Source organism: Achromobacter piechaudii NBRC 102461, assembly GCF_001571245.1.
Taxonomy (GTDB): domain Bacteria; phylum Pseudomonadota; class Gammaproteobacteria; order Burkholderiales; family Burkholderiaceae_B; genus Achromobacter; species Achromobacter piechaudii.
The window spans coordinates 74,468-91,605 of the sequence record NZ_BCTK01000014.1; the positions used below are offsets into that span (position 1 = coordinate 74,468).

The 17,138-nt window shown below is 64.8% G+C and carries 15 protein-coding genes; 11 read left to right on the top strand and 4 right to left on the bottom strand.

Annotated features, from left to right (window positions below; genetic code table 11):
* The first annotated feature begins 70 nt into the window (after nt 1-70).
* From dapA to clsB, 11 genes are all read left to right on the top strand, one after another.
* Nucleotides 71-964: a 4-hydroxy-tetrahydrodipicolinate synthase gene (dapA, locus tag API01S_RS25060; RefSeq protein WP_050728405.1), complete on the top strand. Its 894-nt coding sequence runs from the start codon at nt 71-73 to the stop codon at nt 962-964.
* Nucleotides 965-1,099: 135 nt separating this feature from the next.
* A complete protein-coding gene (locus API01S_RS25065; protein WP_061306442.1) occupies nt 1,100-1,876 on the top strand; it encodes a sterol desaturase family protein in 777 nt (258 codons plus the stop codon).
* Nucleotides 1,860-2,768, top strand: coding sequence for a fatty acid desaturase (locus API01S_RS25070; protein ID WP_006216461.1), 909 nt, complete (start codon nt 1,860-1,862; stop codon nt 2,766-2,768). The genes API01S_RS25065 and API01S_RS25070 overlap by 17 nt, the downstream gene beginning before the upstream one ends.
* A gap of 32 nt (nt 2,769-2,800) precedes the next feature.
* A complete protein-coding gene (locus tag API01S_RS25075) occupies nt 2,801-4,735 on the top strand; it encodes a StlD/DarB family beta-ketosynthase (RefSeq protein WP_061306443.1) in 1,935 nt (644 codons plus the stop codon).
* Nucleotides 4,732-5,628: a DUF6999 family protein gene (locus tag API01S_RS25080; RefSeq protein WP_050728409.1), complete on the top strand. Its 897-nt coding sequence runs from the start codon at nt 4,732-4,734 to the stop codon at nt 5,626-5,628. The genes API01S_RS25075 and API01S_RS25080 overlap by 4 nt, the downstream gene beginning before the upstream one ends.
* A 158-nt stretch (nt 5,629-5,786) precedes the next feature.
* A complete protein-coding gene (locus API01S_RS25085; protein ID WP_050728410.1) occupies nt 5,787-7,070 on the top strand; it encodes a putative Na+/H+ antiporter in 1,284 nt (427 codons plus the stop codon).
* A gap of 206 nt (nt 7,071-7,276) precedes the next feature.
* A complete protein-coding gene (locus tag API01S_RS25090; RefSeq protein WP_061306444.1) occupies nt 7,277-7,606 on the top strand; it encodes an FmdB family zinc ribbon protein in 330 nt (109 codons plus the stop codon).
* Nucleotides 7,607-7,622: 16 nt separating this feature from the next.
* Nucleotides 7,623-8,288: a DUF502 domain-containing protein gene (locus API01S_RS25095; RefSeq protein WP_050728412.1), complete on the top strand. Its 666-nt coding sequence runs from the start codon at nt 7,623-7,625 to the stop codon at nt 8,286-8,288.
* A 40-nt stretch (nt 8,289-8,328) separates the two neighbouring features.
* Entirely contained in the window at nt 8,329-10,116 is a 1,788-nt protein-coding gene (gene aspS / locus API01S_RS25100; RefSeq protein ID WP_061306445.1) for an aspartate--tRNA ligase, read from the top strand.
* Nucleotides 10,117-10,355: 239 nt separating this feature from the next.
* Nucleotides 10,356-11,222, top strand: a complete 867-nt coding sequence (locus API01S_RS25105; protein ID WP_006216455.1) for an endonuclease/exonuclease/phosphatase family protein — start codon at nt 10,356-10,358, stop codon at nt 11,220-11,222.
* Nucleotides 11,219-12,430: a cardiolipin synthase ClsB gene (gene clsB / locus API01S_RS25110; protein WP_061306446.1), complete on the top strand. Its 1,212-nt coding sequence runs from the start codon at nt 11,219-11,221 to the stop codon at nt 12,428-12,430. Before API01S_RS25105 ends, clsB begins: the two co-directional genes overlap by 4 nt.
* Before the next feature lie 9 nt (nt 12,431-12,439).
* Here clsB and API01S_RS25115 read toward each other — a convergent pair whose 3' ends face one another.
* From API01S_RS25115 to pgi, 4 genes are all read right to left on the bottom strand, one after another.
* A complete protein-coding gene (locus tag API01S_RS25115; protein WP_006216453.1) occupies nt 12,440-13,309 on the bottom strand; it encodes a DMT family transporter in 870 nt (289 codons plus the stop codon).
* Between the two features lie 18 nt (nt 13,310-13,327).
* Entirely contained in the window at nt 13,328-14,680 is a 1,353-nt protein-coding gene (locus tag API01S_RS25120; protein WP_050728653.1) for an MFS transporter, read from the bottom strand.
* Nucleotides 14,681-14,773: 93 nt separating this feature from the next.
* A complete protein-coding gene (locus API01S_RS25125) occupies nt 14,774-15,343 on the bottom strand; it encodes an SRPBCC family protein (protein ID WP_006216451.1) in 570 nt (189 codons plus the stop codon).
* A 95-nt stretch (nt 15,344-15,438) separates the two neighbouring features.
* Nucleotides 15,439-17,010, bottom strand: coding sequence for a glucose-6-phosphate isomerase (gene pgi / locus API01S_RS25130; protein ID WP_050728415.1), 1,572 nt, complete (start codon nt 17,008-17,010; stop codon nt 15,439-15,441).
* Nucleotides 17,011-17,138 lie beyond the last annotated feature (128 nt).

Consider the following 17,138-nt stretch of genomic DNA (forward strand, 5'->3'; position numbering starts at 1 on the left):
CGCACCTCTGATATCCCGAGCACTTCTGTACGGTCCAACCACGGTCCGCCTACATCGAAGGAGTGTTCTCATGTCTATTCAACAATCTGTTTTCCAGGGCGTCTGGGTGCCGTTGGTGACGCCGTTTTCCGGCGGCGCGGTCGACGGCGGCGCCTTGCGCCGGCTGGTGCGCCACTATGCCTCTGCGGGCGTGGACGGGCTGGTCGTCTGCGGCAGCACCGGCGAGGCCGCCTCGCTCGATGACGCCGAACAGTTGGCGGTGCTGGACGCGGTCTTGACCGAAGCCGGGCGGCTGCCCGTCATCATGGGCCTGGCGGGCAACCACCAGGGGCATGTATTGCAGCGCCTGTCGGCCTTCGGCACCCGGCCGCTTGCCGGCATCCTGGCGCCCGCCCCGTACTACGTGCGGGCCGGTCAGGAAGGGGCCGCCGCCTATTTCCGCCGCCTGGCCGATGCCTCGCGCTTCCCCCTGGTGCTCTACGACATTCCGTACCGCACGGGCACTACCCTGGACACATCCACCTTGCTGTCGCTGGCCGCCCATCCGAACGTGGCGGCCATCAAGGATTGCGGCGGGTCGCTGGACAAGACGCTGGCGCTGATCGCGGATGGGCAGATGAACGTGCTGGCCGGCGAAGACTTGCAGACCTTGTCCGTGCTGTGCCTGGGCGGCGCTGGCATGATCGCGGCCGCCGCGCATCTGCGGCCCGACCTGTTCGTGGCGATGTACCGGGCGGTCCGCAACCAACAACTGGACCAGGCGCGCCGGCTGTTCCACGCCCTGGCCCCCGTGATCCGCCTGGCCTTCGAAGAGCCGAACCCCGGCCCGCTGAAGGCGCAGCTGGGCCGCCAGGGCCTGCTGACCGAAGAGTTGCGGCAACCCATGCCGACTGCCAGCGCCGCACTGGCCGCCCGCCTGGACGCCGCCGTCGCCGGCCTGAACCGCCAGTATCCGCAGCCATAGCCCGCGCTGGGGCGCCCTTGCAAAGCCATCCATGAACTTTTGTGGTGCCCGGATTCATTTAGTAGTAAATGCCTTCCCGGGATGCTGACGGATTGCTTATGATGCGGCCATTCTTCAGGGTGAAACAACACGTTCATGGCTCAAGCTTTTGAAGCCTTGTCCGCCTGGCAGGTCATGCTGGCGGGGCTGCTGTTCTTCGGTGGCATCTATCTGGTGTTCGGCGCGGCGACCTGGCTGCTGACCCAGCACGTGTTGCCGGCGCTGGGCATAGGCCGGCCGCTGGACCCGCGCCCCTTGGGTCCCGGACAGCTACGCCGCGAATTCGCGCAGTCCGGGCTGTCCATCCTGCTGTTCGGCACGGGCATGATTTTTCCGTGGGGCTTGCTGCAACTGGGTTGGGCGCATCTGGATCCCGACCCGAGCTGGCAGAAGGTGGTGGTTGAAATCCTGGTGCTGGTGGCCTGGAACGACGTCCATTTCTGGATCAACCATCGCTTGCTGCACACGAAGCTGCTGCGACGGTTCCACCTGCCGCATCACCGCTCGGTGGTGACCACGCCGTTCTCGACCTACAGCTTTCACCCCATCGAAGCGCTGATGCTGGGCAACGTCATCATGCTGCCGATGGTGCTGCATGATTTCAGCTTCTGGGCGCTGGCCTCGGTGCCGCTGTTCAGCCTGTTCTTCAACTGCATCGGCCACGCCAACTACGATTTCTTTCCCAAGGTGTCCTACGCGCATTGGTTCGCCGCCAGCCGGCGTCATCATCTGCACCACGCCTGCTACAACGGCAATTACGGCTTCCAGTTCACGTTCATGGACCGCCTGTTCCGCACGCGCCTAAAAGCCGAGGCCGCGGCCCCACAGCTGGACGCGTTCCAGCGCCGAGACTCTGTTGCCGGCAAGGCCTGACCTCCGGCGCCGCCTGCCGTCGCTGCGCAACCGGCGCGATTGGCAAAGCCTGGCCTACCTGGCTGCGCTGCCCGCGCTGGCGGCCTGGCAATGGGTGTACGGCTTCTGGTGGCCGCTGTATGGCTTGATGCTGTTCCTGACATTGGGCATCGGCGTCATCCACCACAACCACACGCACATCCGCATGTGGCGTGGCCGCTGGGCCAATCGCGCCACCGATTTCTGGATCACGCTGTTGCAGGGGCACCCGACCTTCGTGTTCTATCCCGCGCACGTGGCCAATCATCATCGCTACAAGCATGGTGAGCGCGACGCCGCCCGCACCTATCGTTTCGGGGGCGACACCAATCACCTGTGGGGCTATGTGCTGCATCCGTTCCAGGCGGGCTGGGTGCTGTATCCGATGTTCTTCGCGTGGCTGGGACGCCTGCGCCGACATTGGCCGGGCGCGTGGCGCTACAGCGTGGCGCAATACGGCGCGTGGCTGGGGTTGTGGGGCGGGCTGCTGGCCGTCAACCCGGTCAAGGCGCTGGTGTTCGTGATCGTGCCGCAACTGCATGGCCTGCATTGGCTGCTGGCCACCAATTATCTCCAGCACGCGCATGCCGACGGCGGGCCGCGCCATGTCGCGGGACTGAACTACGCGCGCAATTTTGAAGGGCTGGTCAACCCGTTGCTGTTCAACATCGGCCTGCACACCGCGCATCATGAGCACCCGCGCGCGCATTGGTCCGACCTGACCCGGCTGCATCGCGACCACTACCGCGCGCGCGTCGACCCGGCGCTGAACGAGCGCGGGCTGGTGCCCTATATGGCTCGCGTCTTTGTGCTTGGCATCTTCATGCCGCGCCTGCGCAGCCGTTCTTCCATGGCGCCCGAGCACGTTCGCTAGCGCCTTATCCATTACCCATCGAGACCCGTCACATGCCTATCGCGTTTAACCGTGTCTACCTGGAGAGCGCCGGCTACTTCATGCCGGGCGAGCCCGTGTCCAACGACGCCATGGACAACTACATCGCACCGCTGAATCGGATGTCGAGCCGCATCAAGGGCCGCATCCTGGCCGAGAACGGCATCAAGCATCGTTACTACGCCATAGACCCGGAAGGGCAGACGGTCTTCACCAACGCCCAATTGGCCGCCAACGCCATCCGCGACTGCCTGCGACGTGGCGACACCGACCTGGCCGCCGTGTCGATGCTGACCAGCGGATCGTCGGGCGGCGATGCGCTGATGCCGGGATTCGCCAACATGATCCAGGGGGAGCTTGCCGCGCAGCCCATGGAAACGCTGTCGGTGCATGGCATCTGCGCGGCGGGCGTGTCGGCGATCCAGGCGGCGGCGCAGGGCGTCGAGATGGGCGGTCACGCCAGCGCGCTGGCCGTGGCCAGCGAATTGCCCTCGCGTCTGTTCAAGCGTTCGCGCTTTGCCGCGCGCGGCTACGACGCCGATTTTGACGCGCATTTCCTGCGCTGGATGTTGTCGGACGGCGCGGGCGCGCTGCTGCTGGGCAATACGGGCCGTGCGGTGGCCGGCGCATCGCAAGGCGTCAGGCTCAAGCTCAAGTGGGTGCATCAGCGTTCGTTCTCGGGCGATTACCCCGTGTGCATGCAGCTGGGCCTGTCGGCCGACCGCCAGAAGGGCCATCTGGACTATCCGTCGTGGAACGAAGCCGAGGCCGACGGCGCGTTGTCGTTGCGCCAGGACATCCGGCTGTTGCCGCATCTGTTCGACATCGGCATCCACGAATACGCCAAGCTTGTACGCGACGGGTGGCTGGACCCGGACCAGGTCGACCATTTCCTGTGCCATTACTCGTCGGAAAAATTCATCCCCGTGGTCGAAGATCTGATGGAGAAAGCGGGCCTGGTGATCCCGCGCGAACGCTGGTTCAGCAACCTGGCATGGCGTGGCAACACGGGCGCGGCATCGATCCTCATCATGCTGGCCGAATTCCTGGAAACGCGCGAGATCAAGCCGGGCGAGCAGATCTTCTGCTACATCCCCGAATCCGGGCGCTTCATGGCGGCCTACATGCTGCTGGAGGCCGAGGCGGTGCATGCGCCTGCCGCCGCCACGTCCACGCACTCGCACGCGCAAACGCAAACGCCGCGCGAAGATGCGCAAAGCGATGACGCCGACGCCATCGCGCCGCCGCATGACCCCGACATGGCCCCGCAGGGCCTGGGCCAACTGCTGACCGAGCTGGCCGCGATCTGGCATGACTACCGCTCGCGCGTGTGGCGCACGCCCGTCGTGCGCCGGCTGCGTCGCCGCGAATTCCAGACGGCCGATTATCTGAACTGGATGGAGAACTGGATTCCGCAGGTGCGTGAAGGCAGCAAGTGGATGCGCGAAGGCGCCGCCTCGTTGACCGAGCAATACGCGCCCCTGGCCGCGCTGATCGACATGCACGCGGGCGAAGAACAGAACGATTTCCAGATTCTCTTCCAGGACTACCGCACGGCCGGCGGCGTGGTGGACAACATCGACGCCTTGCGCCGCAACCCGGGCGGCGAGGCGCTGAACGCTTACCTGCATGGCCTGGCCGCCACGCGCGACCCGATCGGCCTCTTGGGCGCTATCTACATCATCGAGGGCACCGGCCAACGGATCGTGCCGGCGCTGTTGCCGCTGCTCAAGGCCAGCCTGAAGCTGCCGCCCGACGCGTTCCGCTTCCTGGAATACCACGGCCACAACGATGAAAACCATCTGGCGCGCTGGTTGACGGCGGTGGAGTTGGCGCTGGACTGCGATGAAGACGGCCGCGCCGAACAACGCATCGTCGACACCGCGCGCCGCACGGCTGCCTTGTACCTGATGCAGTTCCACCACGTGATGGAGGGCGACGCCGCATGAGCAAGGAACCGGATTTCCTCTCCAAACCGCACGACCCGGCCGACCCCAGCCCGTGGCTGGCCCTGTACCTGGACCGCAGCACGCCGCTGCCGGACAAGGTGAAGAAGGCCTGGCTGACCGATTCAAGCTGCGCGTCGCGCCAGTACCTGCTGCCGTTCCTGCGGCCGCTGGCGCGCGCCTTCATCATTTTGATTCAGGCGGTCAAGACCTTCCTGCCGCGCCGCTGGTCGCATTCCAAACTGCTGCACCGCATCCTGGCCTGGGGCCTGAAGCGGTTTGTGTCGCCCGAGGCCAACTGGCTGATCCTGCGCCACTTCCATCTGGGCGCGCAGGCGCTGGCGTTCATCGCCGCCAATTCGCCCGTGCCGATCACGACCACGCCGCTCAAGCCGCTGGAGATCGATGATCTGAAAGACGAATTGTTCGTCAAGCACGACCTGAACCTCTTTAACTTCGTGATTCGCCTGAACCAGGCGCTGCGCGAAGCGGGCGTGGAAATGCATGCGCCGGCGTCGGTTGATTTTTCGATGATCGAGGACCCACCGCTGAAATTGGAAGACATGCCGCAGGGCAAGCTGAACTTCCTCGACCTGCAAAGCGCCATCGAATTGTTCACGCCGCTGTACCAGCTGATGCTGACCGACAACGACTTCTGGCGCGCCGCCAATTCGCTGCAACTGGACGAGACCATCGGCATCTATGCGGCGAAATTGCTGGGGGCGCCGCAGCATCTGATCCTGGTCAACAACAGCCATCCGCTGGTGCCGATGTCGACATTGCGCGCCGGTTATCGGCTGGTGTTGCATGGGCTGTCGACCGAAATGCTGCACAGCCTGCTGATGGAGATGAAGGCCGCGCAGCAGGGGGCGGAGCCGCCCGCGCCCATTTCCTGAACCCGGTGGTGGCACGGGTCGCAACTTGGTGTAGACCCTGCGTTACACGGAAAAAAGCCTGCGTTATATTGCGTCCCTTGTTCGGCGAGCCGCGCCGGACCGCGTTCGCATGACGCCATGCACGCGCTGCGTGAGTCTTGATTCCGGAAGTCGTTCCTATGCCTCAGCCCATTGAAGTCATCGCCACTGTTCTATTCGCCGTGGCGGTTCTTCATACCTTTTCGGTCCCCGTTTTTGCCCGTCTGGCGCATCGTGGCGGACCGCACGCTGGCTTTTGGCACCTGTTCGCCGAAGTCGAAGCCGTGTTCGGCGTGTGGGCCTTTGCGCTGATCGTGACCATGGCGGCGCTGTCCGGGCCGGCCAGCGCGGTCAGCTACATGGACACGCGCAACTTCACCGAGCCGCTGTTCGTCTTCGTCATCATGGTGGTCGCGGCCAGCCGCCCGATCCTGGAGCTGGTGGGGTTGCTGGTTCGCATCGTGGCGCGCGCGCTGCCACTGCCGCGCGAGCTGGCCACCTTCTTCGTCGTGATGGCCCTGGTGCCGCTGGGCGGCTCGTTCATCACCGAGCCCGCCGCGATGACGCTGGCCGCCATCCTGCTGCGCGATGCCTATTTCCGCACCAGCGGCCGCGCCGGCTTCAAGTACCTGACGCTGGGCGTGCTGTTCGTGAACGTGTCGATCGGCGGGGTGCTGACGTCCTACGCCGCACCGCCGGTGCTGATGGTGGCGTCCACCTTCGGCTGGGACACGACCTTCATGGTGCAGCACTTCGGCTGGCGCGCGGCGGTTGCCGTCTGCCTGAACGCCGCGCTGTTGACCTTCATCTGCCGCAAGGCGCTGATGGAACATTCCATTGGCACGGGCGGCGGCGTCGACGCGCGTGGCGGGGCGGATTCGCGTCCGCCGGTGCCGGCCATTGTCATCCTGGTGCACCTGCTGTTCCTGGTGGCCGTGGTGCTGACCGCGCATCACCCCGCGATTTTCCTGGGCCTGCTGATGATGTTCATCGGCTTTTCCGAAGCGTACAAGCGCCATCAGAACCGCCTTCTGATCAAGGAAGGCCTGATGGTGGGCTTCTTCCTGGCCGGCCTGGTGGTGCTGGGCGGTTTGCAGAAATGGTGGTTGCAGGACCTGCTGGGCGGGCTGGAGCCGTTCGTGCTGTTCTGGGGCGCCACTGCGTTGACGGCCATCACGGACAATGCCGCACTGACCTACCTCGGTTCGCTGGTTGAAGGCACCAACGAGGCCTGGCGCTACATGCTGGTGGCCGGGGCGGTGACGGGCGGCGGTCTGACGGTGATTGCCAATGCGCCCAATCCGGCCGGTTTCGCCATCTTGAAAAACCATTTTCCCGATGGCAGCATTTCGTCCGGACGCCTGTTTCTGTCCGCGCTGGGCCCCACGCTGATCGCGGCCATCATGTTCCTGCTTCCCGTCTAGCAGCGGCCGACTTCCCCGGGACTGGCGCCCCGGCGACGCGGCTTGGCCCCCCGGGGCGCCGCCGGACACCGACGGTTTACGAAAAACCGCTAAAATTCAAGACTTTCCCGAATTTTTTTCCGGCCCTGCCCATCCGTCGTCCCGGACCGCCCGTGTCTGTCGATTGACGGCTTTGAATTTCCGGGCGCGCGCCTGGGAGCCTCCTGATGCCCATCTACGCCTATAAGTGCAGCGCCTGCGGCCACGCCAAAGACGTCTTGCAGAAGATTTCCGATGCGCCCCTTTCGGTTTGCCCCGAATGCGGCCAAAGCACGTTTTCCAAGCAGGTGACCGCGGCTGGATTCCAGCTCAAGGGTTCCGGCTGGTACGTGACAGACTTCCGCAACAATGGTTCAGGGGGCGCTGCCGCCACGGGCGCCGCTGCACCGTCGGAAAGCGCCGCCCCGGCCGCGCCGGCTGCACCCGCTGCGCCTGCCGCGGCCGCTGCGCCGGCGGCCGCCCCGTCGGCGCCTGCTGGCGGTACTGCCGCCACCTAGAGCTCTCGCGATGCGGATGCGCCTGATCAAGAAGTACTTCATCACCGGCCTGCTGATCTGGGTTCCCCTGGTCATCACGGTGTGGGTGCTGGGTTTGCTGGTCGCCACCCTGGAAGGGTTCGTGCCTGGCTTTCTGTCGTCCGAATCGCTGTTCGGCATCGACATCCCCGGCTTCCGCTTCGTCCTGGTCATCGTGGTGGTGCTGTTGACGGGCGTGTTTGCGGCCAACCTGATCGGCCGTACCATGGTGGACCAGTGGGAAAACCTGCTGGGCCGCATTCCGCTGGTGCGCTCCATCTACAACTCGGTCAAGCAGGTCAGCGATACCGTGCTGGCCCCCAACGGTCAGGCGTTTCGCCGTGCGGTGCTGGTGCAGTATCCGCGCGCGGGTTCCTGGACCATCGCATTTGTCACCGGCACGCCCAGCGGTGAAGTGGCCAGCCTGATGCCAGGCGACCACATCAGCGTGTATGTGCCCACGACGCCGAATCCGACGTCCGGCTTTTTTTTGATGATGCCTCGCGCCGACGCGATCGATCTTCAGATGAGCGTGGACGCGGCATTGAAGTACATCGTTTCCATGGGCGTGGTCGCCCCGACCCAGGCGTTCGCGCCCGAGGATCGGCCGGCTCCGCTCTCTCCGGCGACTGGCGTGCAAGACGCGCCGCGCGCCGATTCGTAACCCTTACGCTCAAACTAAGCACACAACGGAGTCATCCCGCATGCGTACCTGCTACACCGGCCAGGTTTGCCGTGACCATCTCGGCCAGACCGTCACCCTGTACGGCTGGGTGAACCGCCGCCGCGACCACGGCGGGGTCATCTTCATCGACTTGCGCGACCGCGCGGGCCTGGCCCAGATCGTGTTCGATCCGGACAACGCCGCCTTCGCTACCGCCGAGCGCCTGCGCAATGAATTCTGCGTCCGCGTCACCGGCCTGGTGCGCGAGCGTCCGGCCGGCACCGCCAACAGCGAGCTGGCTTCGGGCGAAATCGAAGTGCTCTGCAAGGAAGTCGAAATCCTGAACGCGTCGGTCACTCCGCCGTTCCAGCTTGACGACGACAACCTGTCGGAAACGACCCGCCTGACGCACCGCGTGCTGGACCTGCGCCGCCCGCAAATGCAGCGCAACCTGATGCTGCGTTACCGCGTGTCGATCGAAACGCGCAAGTTCCTGGACCAGCTCGGCTTCATCGACATCGAAACGCCGATGCTGGCCAAGAGCACGCCCGAAGGCGCGCGCGACTACCTGGTGCCCTCGCGTGTGAACGCCGGCCACTTCTTCGCGCTGCCGCAATCGCCGCAGCTGTTCAAGCAGATGCTGATGGTGTCGGGTTTTGACCGCTACTACCAGATCACCAAGTGCTTCCGCGACGAAGACCTGCGCGCTGACCGCCAACCCGAATTCACCCAGATCGACTGCGAAACGTCGTTCCTGAACGAATTCGAGATCCGCGAAATCTTCGAAAACCTGATCCGCCACGTGTTCAAGGTGGTGCAGGGTGTCGATCTGGCCTCGCCGTTCCCCATCATGCCGTGGACCGAAGCGATGCGCCGTTATGGTTCGGACAAGCCGGACCTGCGCGTGAAGCTGGAATTCACCGACATGACCGACGTCATGCGCGATGTGGACTTCAAGGTGTTCGCCGCCGCCGCTACGGCGCCCGGCAGCCGCGTGGTCGCCTTGCGCGTGCCCGGCGGTGCCGAAATGTCGCGTAGCGAGATCGACGGCTACACGCAGTTTGTCGGCATCTACGGCGCCAGGGGCCTGGCCTACATCAAGGTCAACGAAGTGGCCAAGGGCCGTGACGGCCTGCAATCGCCCATCGTCAAGAACCTGCACGACGCCGCGCTGGCCGAACTGGTCAAGCGCACCGGCGCGCAAGATGGCGACATCATTTTCTTCGGCGCGGATCGCGAGAAGGTCGTCAACGACGCCATCGGCGCGCTGCGCGTGAAGATCGGCCACAGCGAATTCGGCAAGAAGACCGGCCTGTTCGAAGCCGGTTGGCAGCCGCTGTGGGTGGTCGACTTCCCGATGTTCGAGTACGACGAGGAAGACGGCCGCTACACCGCCGCCCACCACCCGTTCACCAGCCCCAAGGACGGCCACGAAGACTTCCTGGAAACCGATCCCAGCAAGGCGTTCGCCAAGGCTTACGACATGGTGCTGAACGGCTGGGAAATCGGCGGCGGCTCGGTCCGTATCCACCGCGAAGAAGTCCAGAGCAAGGTGTTCCGCGCGCTGAAGATCGGCGCCGAGGAAGCGCAGGAGAAGTTCGGCTACCTGCTGGACGCGCTGCAATATGGCGCGCCTCCGCACGGCGGTATCGCTTTCGGCCTGGACCGTATCGTCACGATGATGACCGGCGCTGAATCGATCCGCGACGTGATCGCCTTCCCGAAGACGCAACGCGCTCAGGATCTGCTGACGCAAGCGCCGTCCGAAGTCGATGAAAAGCAGTTGCGCGAATTGCACATCCGTTTGCGTAACGTCGAGGCCAAGTAATACCCCCCCCGAGGCGCCGGGGGCGCCTCCCCCCCAAGGGGGGCGCCTCGCGGGACCGGCGGAGCCGGATCCTCGGCGGCCTCGCTTGGGGGCGGCACTTGCTTGCAGCGAATGTGCTGTTGCAGCGAAGCGGCTGAATTGGAGTAATCTGGCAAACGCCGTCTTGTTGGCGGTGCTGGCTGGGGCTGCTCCTGGGCTTGGCCAGTGGTTCCTCTGCTTTCAAAGGCGCCATCGCTTTTATGTCGCTCATCCGTGTCGTCAGCTACAACATTCACAAGGGCCGTTCGGCATTGGGCCGGCGTGACTCTCTGAATGAATTGCGCCTGGGCCTGTATGGCCTGCGCCCCGACCTGGTCTTCCTGCAGGAAGTCCAAGGCCGCAACGAGCAAAAATCCTTGCTCGACGCCCAACACGAATCCTTGGCCGCCGCTCTGCGGCTGGACGTGGCCTATGGCCGCAACGCCATTCGACACGCCACGGATCATGGCAATGCGCTGCTATCGCGCTTTCCCATTCTTGACCACGAAAACGTCGACATCTCCGATCATCGGCTTGAGCAGCGCGGGTTGCTGCACGCGCGCATCGAAGTGGATGAACGCCCGGTGCATTGCTTCGTGGTTCACCTGGGCTTGTTCGCCGGCAGCCGTACCCGTCAGGTCCTGGCGCTGACCGAACGCATCCGGTGCATGGTGCCCGATGGCGAACCCATTTTGATCGCCGGCGATTTCAACGATTGGAACGACCGCCTGGCCCCCTTGTTCGTGCAGCAACTGGGCTTGTACGAAGTGTTTTCGCATGCACCGCGCAGCCATGGCGGTGAATTGCCCCGCCTGCGCGACTCGGTCAAGCGCCTGAGCAACGCGCTCCGCGGCTTGCCCAATGGCGGCCTGTCCGTCCTGGAGCGCACCAATCAGCTGGGCATGGAAGGCAGCGCGGGGCTGTTGCAGCCGCCGCCGCGTACCTTCCCGGCGGTATTTCCCTGGTTCCGCCTTGATCGCATCTATCAGCGCGGCTTTGCCGTGCGCAGCGCGCGCGTATTGCGCGGACGGGAATGGGCGCGGCTGTCCGATCATTCCCCCTTGCTGGCCGAGTTGGAACTTCCGTGAGGGCCGAGCAGGTCAAGCTGGAATGGACGGACGGCAACAGCATCCGCCTGTTGCAGAACGGCGCCGACTTCTTCCCCGCACTGTGCGAGGCCATCGACGCTGCGCGCGTCAGCGTGCATCTGGAAACCTACATCTTCATGTTGGACCGCACGGGTGTGCGGGTGCTGGAATGCCTGATGGCGGCCGCGCGGCGCGGGGTGAAGGTCAGGGTGGTGCTGGACGGTTTCGGCAGCGCCATGAGCGTGGCCGCCGTGCGCGCCCGATTGCTGGAAGCCGGCGCGCAATGCCGCATCTTCCGACCTGAGCCGCGCTGGTTCGCGCGCTTCGTCCCATCGCGCAGCCGTCTTCGACGACTGCATCGCAAGGTCACGGTGGTGGATGGCAGCATCGCGTTCATCGGCGGCATCAATATTGTTGATGATTACGACGACCTGGATCCGACCGATGGCATCTCCGGGCCGCGCTTTGACTTCGCCGTGCAGGTTCAAGGGCCGATGGTCACCGAAGCGGCCTACGCGCAAGACCTGTTATGGGTGCGTCTGAATTGGGCGCGGCTGCGCCGTCATCCGCGCGACTGGAGCCGCATGCGGCTGACCAAGCCGCATCACACTCGCGTCAAGCCGTGCGGCACGCTGCGCGCCGCGCTGGTGTTGCGCGACAACCTGCGTTTTCGCCAGACGTTCGAACGCGCTTATCTGTACGGCATTTCGCAGGCGCGTCGCGACATCCTCATCGCCAACGCGTATTTCTTTCCGGGGCGTCAGTTCCGCCGCGCCTTGGCGAAAGCGGCTGCGCGAGGCGTGCGGGTGCGGCTGCTGCTGCAAGGCAAGGTCGAGTACCGCATGCAGTATCACGCGACGCGCTCGCTTTACGACCAGCTGCTGCGCGACGGCATCGAGATCTACGAATACATGCCCAGCTATCTGCACGCCAAGGTGGCGGTCATCGATAACGTGGCCACGGTGGGCTCGTCCAACCTGGACCCTTTCAGCTTGCTGCTGGCGCGCGAAGCGAACGTCGTCGTTGACGACCAGCCCTTTGCATGGGACCTGCAAGAGCGCCTGGAAACGGCCATCCGCGAAGGCGGCCGGTTCATTCGTCCGCTGGATTACCAGCGCCGGGGCTGGCTGCGTCGCTGGGTGGATGCGGCCTCTTACACGCTGCTGCGTATTGGCGTGGCGCTGACGGGTTCGTCCGATAAGTACTGACGCCGCGCGTCATCCGCGCCGCCTGACCAGCCCCAGCGCCAACGCGGTGCCAATCAGGATGATGGCAGCGCCCACGGCGATGGACGGCGTGATGCTTTCGTCCAGCAACCACGCTCCCCACACCACGCCGAAAATCGGCACCAGAAAGGTGACGCTGACGGCGGCGGTCGGACCCACGTTGGCGATCAACCGGAAGAAGATGATGTAGGCCGCGCCGGTGCAGACCACGGCTAGCAGCACGGTGGAAATCCAGGCGGCTGCCGATGCGGGTGCTTCCGGCCAGGCGGACACCGCCATCGGCAGCAGCACCAGCGACGCCGCGATCATGCTGCCCGTGGCGCTGGCCAGCGCGTCTACGCCGGTCAGGAACCGCTTGGTCCAGTTCGCGGCGATGCCGTAGAAGACGGGCGCGGATACGGCGGCCAGCACGGCCGGCCCGGTGCCGCCCGCCTGAAAATTGAGCTTGTCCCACACCAGCACGATGATGCCGACAAAGCCGATCAACAGGCCCAGTGACCGCATCCACGGCAGCCGGTCCTTGAGCCACAGCCACCCGACGACGGCGCCCCACACCGGGGTCACCGCATTGGCCACCGACAGAAACCCCGCGCCCAGCGATTGCGCGGCGTAGGCGTACAGCAGGAACGGCACGGCGGCGTTCAGCGTGCCCACCACCAGCAGCGCCTTCCAGTGCCGCGCAATCACCGGCAGTTTGCCACGCCATATCGCGGCGGGTAGCAGGAACAGCGCGGCCAGACCGACACGAAGCTCGATCAGCGCGACGGGCCCAAAATCCTTGACGGCGACCCGCATGAACAGGAAGGAGCCGCCCCAGACCGCCGCCAGCAGCAGCAGGTCCAGCAAGTTGCGTTGACGCATGGTGTGTCTCGGTGTGCCTTATTTCCGGCTGGTGACCAGATTCTTCATCTTGACCCGGTGCGCCAGCAGCGCACAGGTCAGGGACAGGACAATACACAAGACCAGGCCGGCTCGCACTCCGTTTAGTACGGTGCCATGCGAAATCATGATGCCGACCAGCGCCGTGCCCAGCGCGCTGCCGATCGCGCGCGTGGTCTGCACCAGCGCGGACGCTACGCCCACATCCCGCCGCTCACTCAACATCTGCATGAAGAGCGTCAGATTGGGAAGCAGGAAGCCCAACGCGCAGCCGTTGACGAAGAAGGCGGCGAGGATCCACCAGGCCGAGGTGCCCGGCGAGATCAACAGCACCATCAGCGTGCCGCTCGCCAGCAGCAGGCCGCCAAACACCATCAGGCGTTGCGGTTCGGTCTGCTTGGGAAACATGCGGCCGTTGATGATGCTGCCCACCGAAATCGCGGCGACCAGCGGCGTCAGCAGCAGACCGGCTTCGCTGGGGGTGTAGCCCAGCACCTGCTGCAACAGCAGCGGGCTGTAGAAAATCAGCACGAACATCACCGCGCCGACCATCATTGCCGCCAGGTTCAGCAGCCGCGACTCGCGCCCCGCCAGCACCCGAAGTGGAAAGATCGGGGATTGCACGCGGCGTTCGGTGGGAATCAGGATGACGATGGCCGCTACGCCGATCAGTGCCAGCAAGCCGCCCAGCAGAGGGTGAGCATGCTCGCCGCGAGCGAAAGCCAGCTCTAGCGCCGCCAGGGGCGCGCCCACCGCCAGCACCAGCAGGATGGCGCCCACCCAGTCGATCTTGCGGCTGCCGTCATGCATCGGCCGGATGCGCGGGAAATACCGCGCCAACAAAAAGAAAGCGCCCGCGGCGGCAATGGGCGAGATGAAAAACGCGGCCCGCCAACCCAGCGCCTGGGTGGCCGCGCCGCCCAGCACCGGGCCTATGCCGCTGGCCATGGCAAAGGCCGCCGACACCAGCGCCATCCATCGCACGCGCTGCTTGGCATCCGGAAACAGGTCGGCGGGCGCCGCGAACGCGGTGGCGATCATCATGCCGCCGCCCACCCCTTGCAGGGTGCGGAACACGATCAATTGAGTCATGGATTGCGCCAGGCCACAGGCGATGGAACCGAGCGCGATGATGAGGACGGAGACCAGCATCAGCGGCTTGCGGCCGAACATGTCGCCTAGCCGGCCGAAGATCAGGATGGAGGCCGCGGTGGCCAGCAGGTAGCCGGTACCTACCCAGGCATAGAGCGCCATGCCGTCCAGCGCCTCGGCTACCCGAGGCAGCGTGGTGCTGATGATCGTGGAGTCCAGCGCGGCCAACACCACCGTCGCCGACACCCCCGCCATGGCCATCAACAAATCCCTTTTTGAACGGGCGGGATCGGCGGCGGGCGAGGGCGGTGGCGGAGTCATGCCGCCTAGGATATCACCGGCCCACTAGGGTTTTCACTTGTAAAACGAGTGGTAGCCCCAGAAAACCGCGATGATGACCACGACCAGCAGCCATGACCAGCGGGAGTTGGACACCCCGCGCGGTTCGGGTTCGGGAGGAGGGGGCGGCGGCGCGAGGCGTGGCTGTGCTGCCATGTGGTCGATGAAGGCGGCGAAGAACTTCTGGATGATCTTGTCGCCCGCCTTGAGCAGCAGCCCCTCGCCGCACTCGGCCAACTTCCCGCCCGCCATGCCGGCGACCGTGTAAGCGACTCGTGTGCCCTGGTCCTTGGTGCTGAGGTTGACCTGGGCGGTGCCGATGGCCAGGCACGCCGCGCGGCCCTTGCCTTCGAACACCAGCGTGCAACTGTCGGGAGCATTGACGTCGGAGAGCAGGATCTCGCCCTCGTAGTCGGTGTCGATCCCTGCGATGTTCGCACGCAGGGTGACGGCATATTCGGTCGGGCTGCGCATCGCAACTTCCACGCAGCCCGGAATGCACTTCTGCAAGACTCTCGGGTCGGTCAACGCATCCCATGTCTGGTGCTGCGTCGAAGGAATCCATTGGGCATCGGCAATGCGCATGGCTGTCTCCTTTTAGAAGCTTTATATGCACATTCTCGTCCCAAATATCGGGTTTGGCTACTTGGGCCTCGGGCCAGGCAAGCAGCGAGCTTGAGTCAGCGGTCTTGGGTCAGAACCGAAATCCAATGCTCGGTCGAGCGGTCGTGGTCGGCGTCTGGCTCTTGCCCATGCAGTTCGCGCAAGATGCCGCTGGCCATTTTCTTGCCGGCCTCGACGCCCCATTGATCAAAGGGATTGATCCCCCAGATCAGCGCCTGCACGAAGACCTTGTGTTCGTACAAGGCGAGCAGGGCGCCCAACGCGTGGGGCGTCAGCCTGGGCAGCACGATCAGCGTCGAGGGCCTGCCGCCTTCGTGTCGGCGGTGGCGCGCGAGCCATTCCGCCTTGTCGGCGGGCACACCCTGGGCCAGCATGGCGTCACGATCCGCCTCCAGCGACGTCCCGCGCAGCAGTGTCTGGCGTTGCGCCAGACAGTTGGCAAGCAGCATCGCGTGTTCTTCTGTCCACTGATGGTCGGCTTCCCGGCACATGATGAAGTCGACGGCAGCGCCGTCCGTGCCTTGGTGCAGCCACTGAAAGAACGTGTGCTGGCCATCAGTGCCCGGCATGCCCCAGACGGACGGGCCGGTGGGTACGCCCACCGGGTCGCCCGCCATGTCCACCGATTTGCCCAGCGATTCCATGTCCAGTTGCTGGAGGTAGGGAGCCAAGAATTGGAGGCGCGCGTCGTAGGCCGCGATACTGAGTGAGCTATATCCCAACACACTGCGATTGGCTACACCGGCCAAGGCAAGCTGCGCCGGGGCGTTTTCGGCGATGGGCGCCTGGGCGAAATGTTCGTCCATCGCTGCGGCGCCCTCGCGGATGCCTTCGATGACGTCGATTCCGACCGCCATGGCCACGGGCAGCCCAACGGCCGACCACAAGGAATAGCGCCCGCCGACCCAATCCCAGAACTCGAAGATCTGAGAGGACGGAACGCCGAGCGCCCGGGCTGCATCCGGGCGGGCGGTGATGGCGACGACTTGATCGTAGGGTTGTTCGACGCCCGCCTGGGTCAGCCAGGCCACCGCGCGACGCAGGTTCGCCAAGGTTTCGGTCGTCGTGAATGACTTGGACGTCACCACCAGAAGGGTGTCTTCGGCATTCAGGCCAAGGATGGCGTCTTCCAGCGCGTGCCCGTCAATATTTGCCACGAACTTCAACGCCCGACGCGCGCCGCTTCCGCTGCACGCGTCCGTGGCGAGGCGCACGCCCCAGTCGCTGCCGCCGATTCCGATATGGATCACCGCTTTCCATTTTCCCTGGGCATCCGCCTGTTGCACAAATTCGCGGACTCGCTGGTGCTCGCGAGCCACAGCTTCGATGGGTTCGGGTGCGCGCAGCATGGTGTGCCAGGCGGCTCGGTCTTCGGTCTTGTTTACGTGGTCGCCGGCAAGGAGGGCGGTGCGAGCCGCGTCAAAGCCACGTGCTTCGAGCAGGGCTGTCGCGGCGGCCCGGGCCTCATGGGAAGAGACCTGCGCGCTCAGATCAATCGTCAGCCCGGCGGCTTGCATCAAGCGAAGCTCATCGGTACAGATCGAGGCTGCCTGGACGGCCTGGCAGAACGATTGCCATTCGGGCTGGCGCGGCAGTTTGGCCAATTCAATAGGGTTTAAAGGCAGCATATTTTGTAAATACGTCTTGATACTGAAGTTCCAAGTCCAGATGCACCTCATCCAACCCGAGGCGGGCGCTGTTCGCGCAAATCTGTAAAAGCGCGAGTTTAGCCGGTCGGCAGAGCGCCACGCAGGCC

Excerpts from the sequence above, each read along its gene's own strand:
- aspS (WP_061306445.1), top strand. The coding sequence starts at position 8,329 with ATGCGTACCTGCTACACCGGCCAGGTTTGCCGTGACCATCTCGGCCAG.
- API01S_RS25090 (WP_061306444.1), top strand. The coding sequence starts at position 7,277 with ATGCCCATCTACGCCTATAAGTGCAGCGCCTGCGGCCACGCCAAAGAC.
- API01S_RS25075 (WP_061306443.1), top strand. The coding sequence starts at position 2,801 with ATGCCTATCGCGTTTAACCGTGTCTACCTGGAGAGCGCCGGCTACTTC.
- API01S_RS25065 (WP_061306442.1), top strand. The coding sequence starts at position 1,100 with ATGGCTCAAGCTTTTGAAGCCTTGTCCGCCTGGCAGGTCATGCTGGCG.
- pgi (WP_050728415.1), bottom strand. The coding sequence starts at position 17,010 with ATGCTGCCTTTAAACCCTATTGAATTGGCCAAACTGCCGCGCCAGCCC.
- API01S_RS25080 (WP_050728409.1), top strand. The coding sequence starts at position 4,732 with ATGAGCAAGGAACCGGATTTCCTCTCCAAACCGCACGACCCGGCCGAC.
- API01S_RS25085 (WP_050728410.1), top strand. The coding sequence starts at position 5,787 with ATGCCTCAGCCCATTGAAGTCATCGCCACTGTTCTATTCGCCGTGGCG.
- API01S_RS25125 (WP_006216451.1), bottom strand. The coding sequence starts at position 15,343 with ATGCGCATTGCCGATGCCCAATGGATTCCTTCGACGCAGCACCAGACA.
- API01S_RS25120 (WP_050728653.1), bottom strand. The coding sequence starts at position 14,680 with ATGGCCATGGCGGGGGTGTCGGCGACGGTGGTGTTGGCCGCGCTGGAC.
- dapA (WP_050728405.1), top strand. The coding sequence starts at position 71 with ATGTCTATTCAACAATCTGTTTTCCAGGGCGTCTGGGTGCCGTTGGTG.
- API01S_RS25095 (WP_050728412.1), top strand. The coding sequence starts at position 7,623 with ATGCGCCTGATCAAGAAGTACTTCATCACCGGCCTGCTGATCTGGGTT.
- API01S_RS25115 (WP_006216453.1), bottom strand. The coding sequence starts at position 13,309 with ATGCGTCAACGCAACTTGCTGGACCTGCTGCTGCTGGCGGCGGTCTGG.
- API01S_RS25105 (WP_006216455.1), top strand. The coding sequence starts at position 10,356 with ATGTCGCTCATCCGTGTCGTCAGCTACAACATTCACAAGGGCCGTTCG.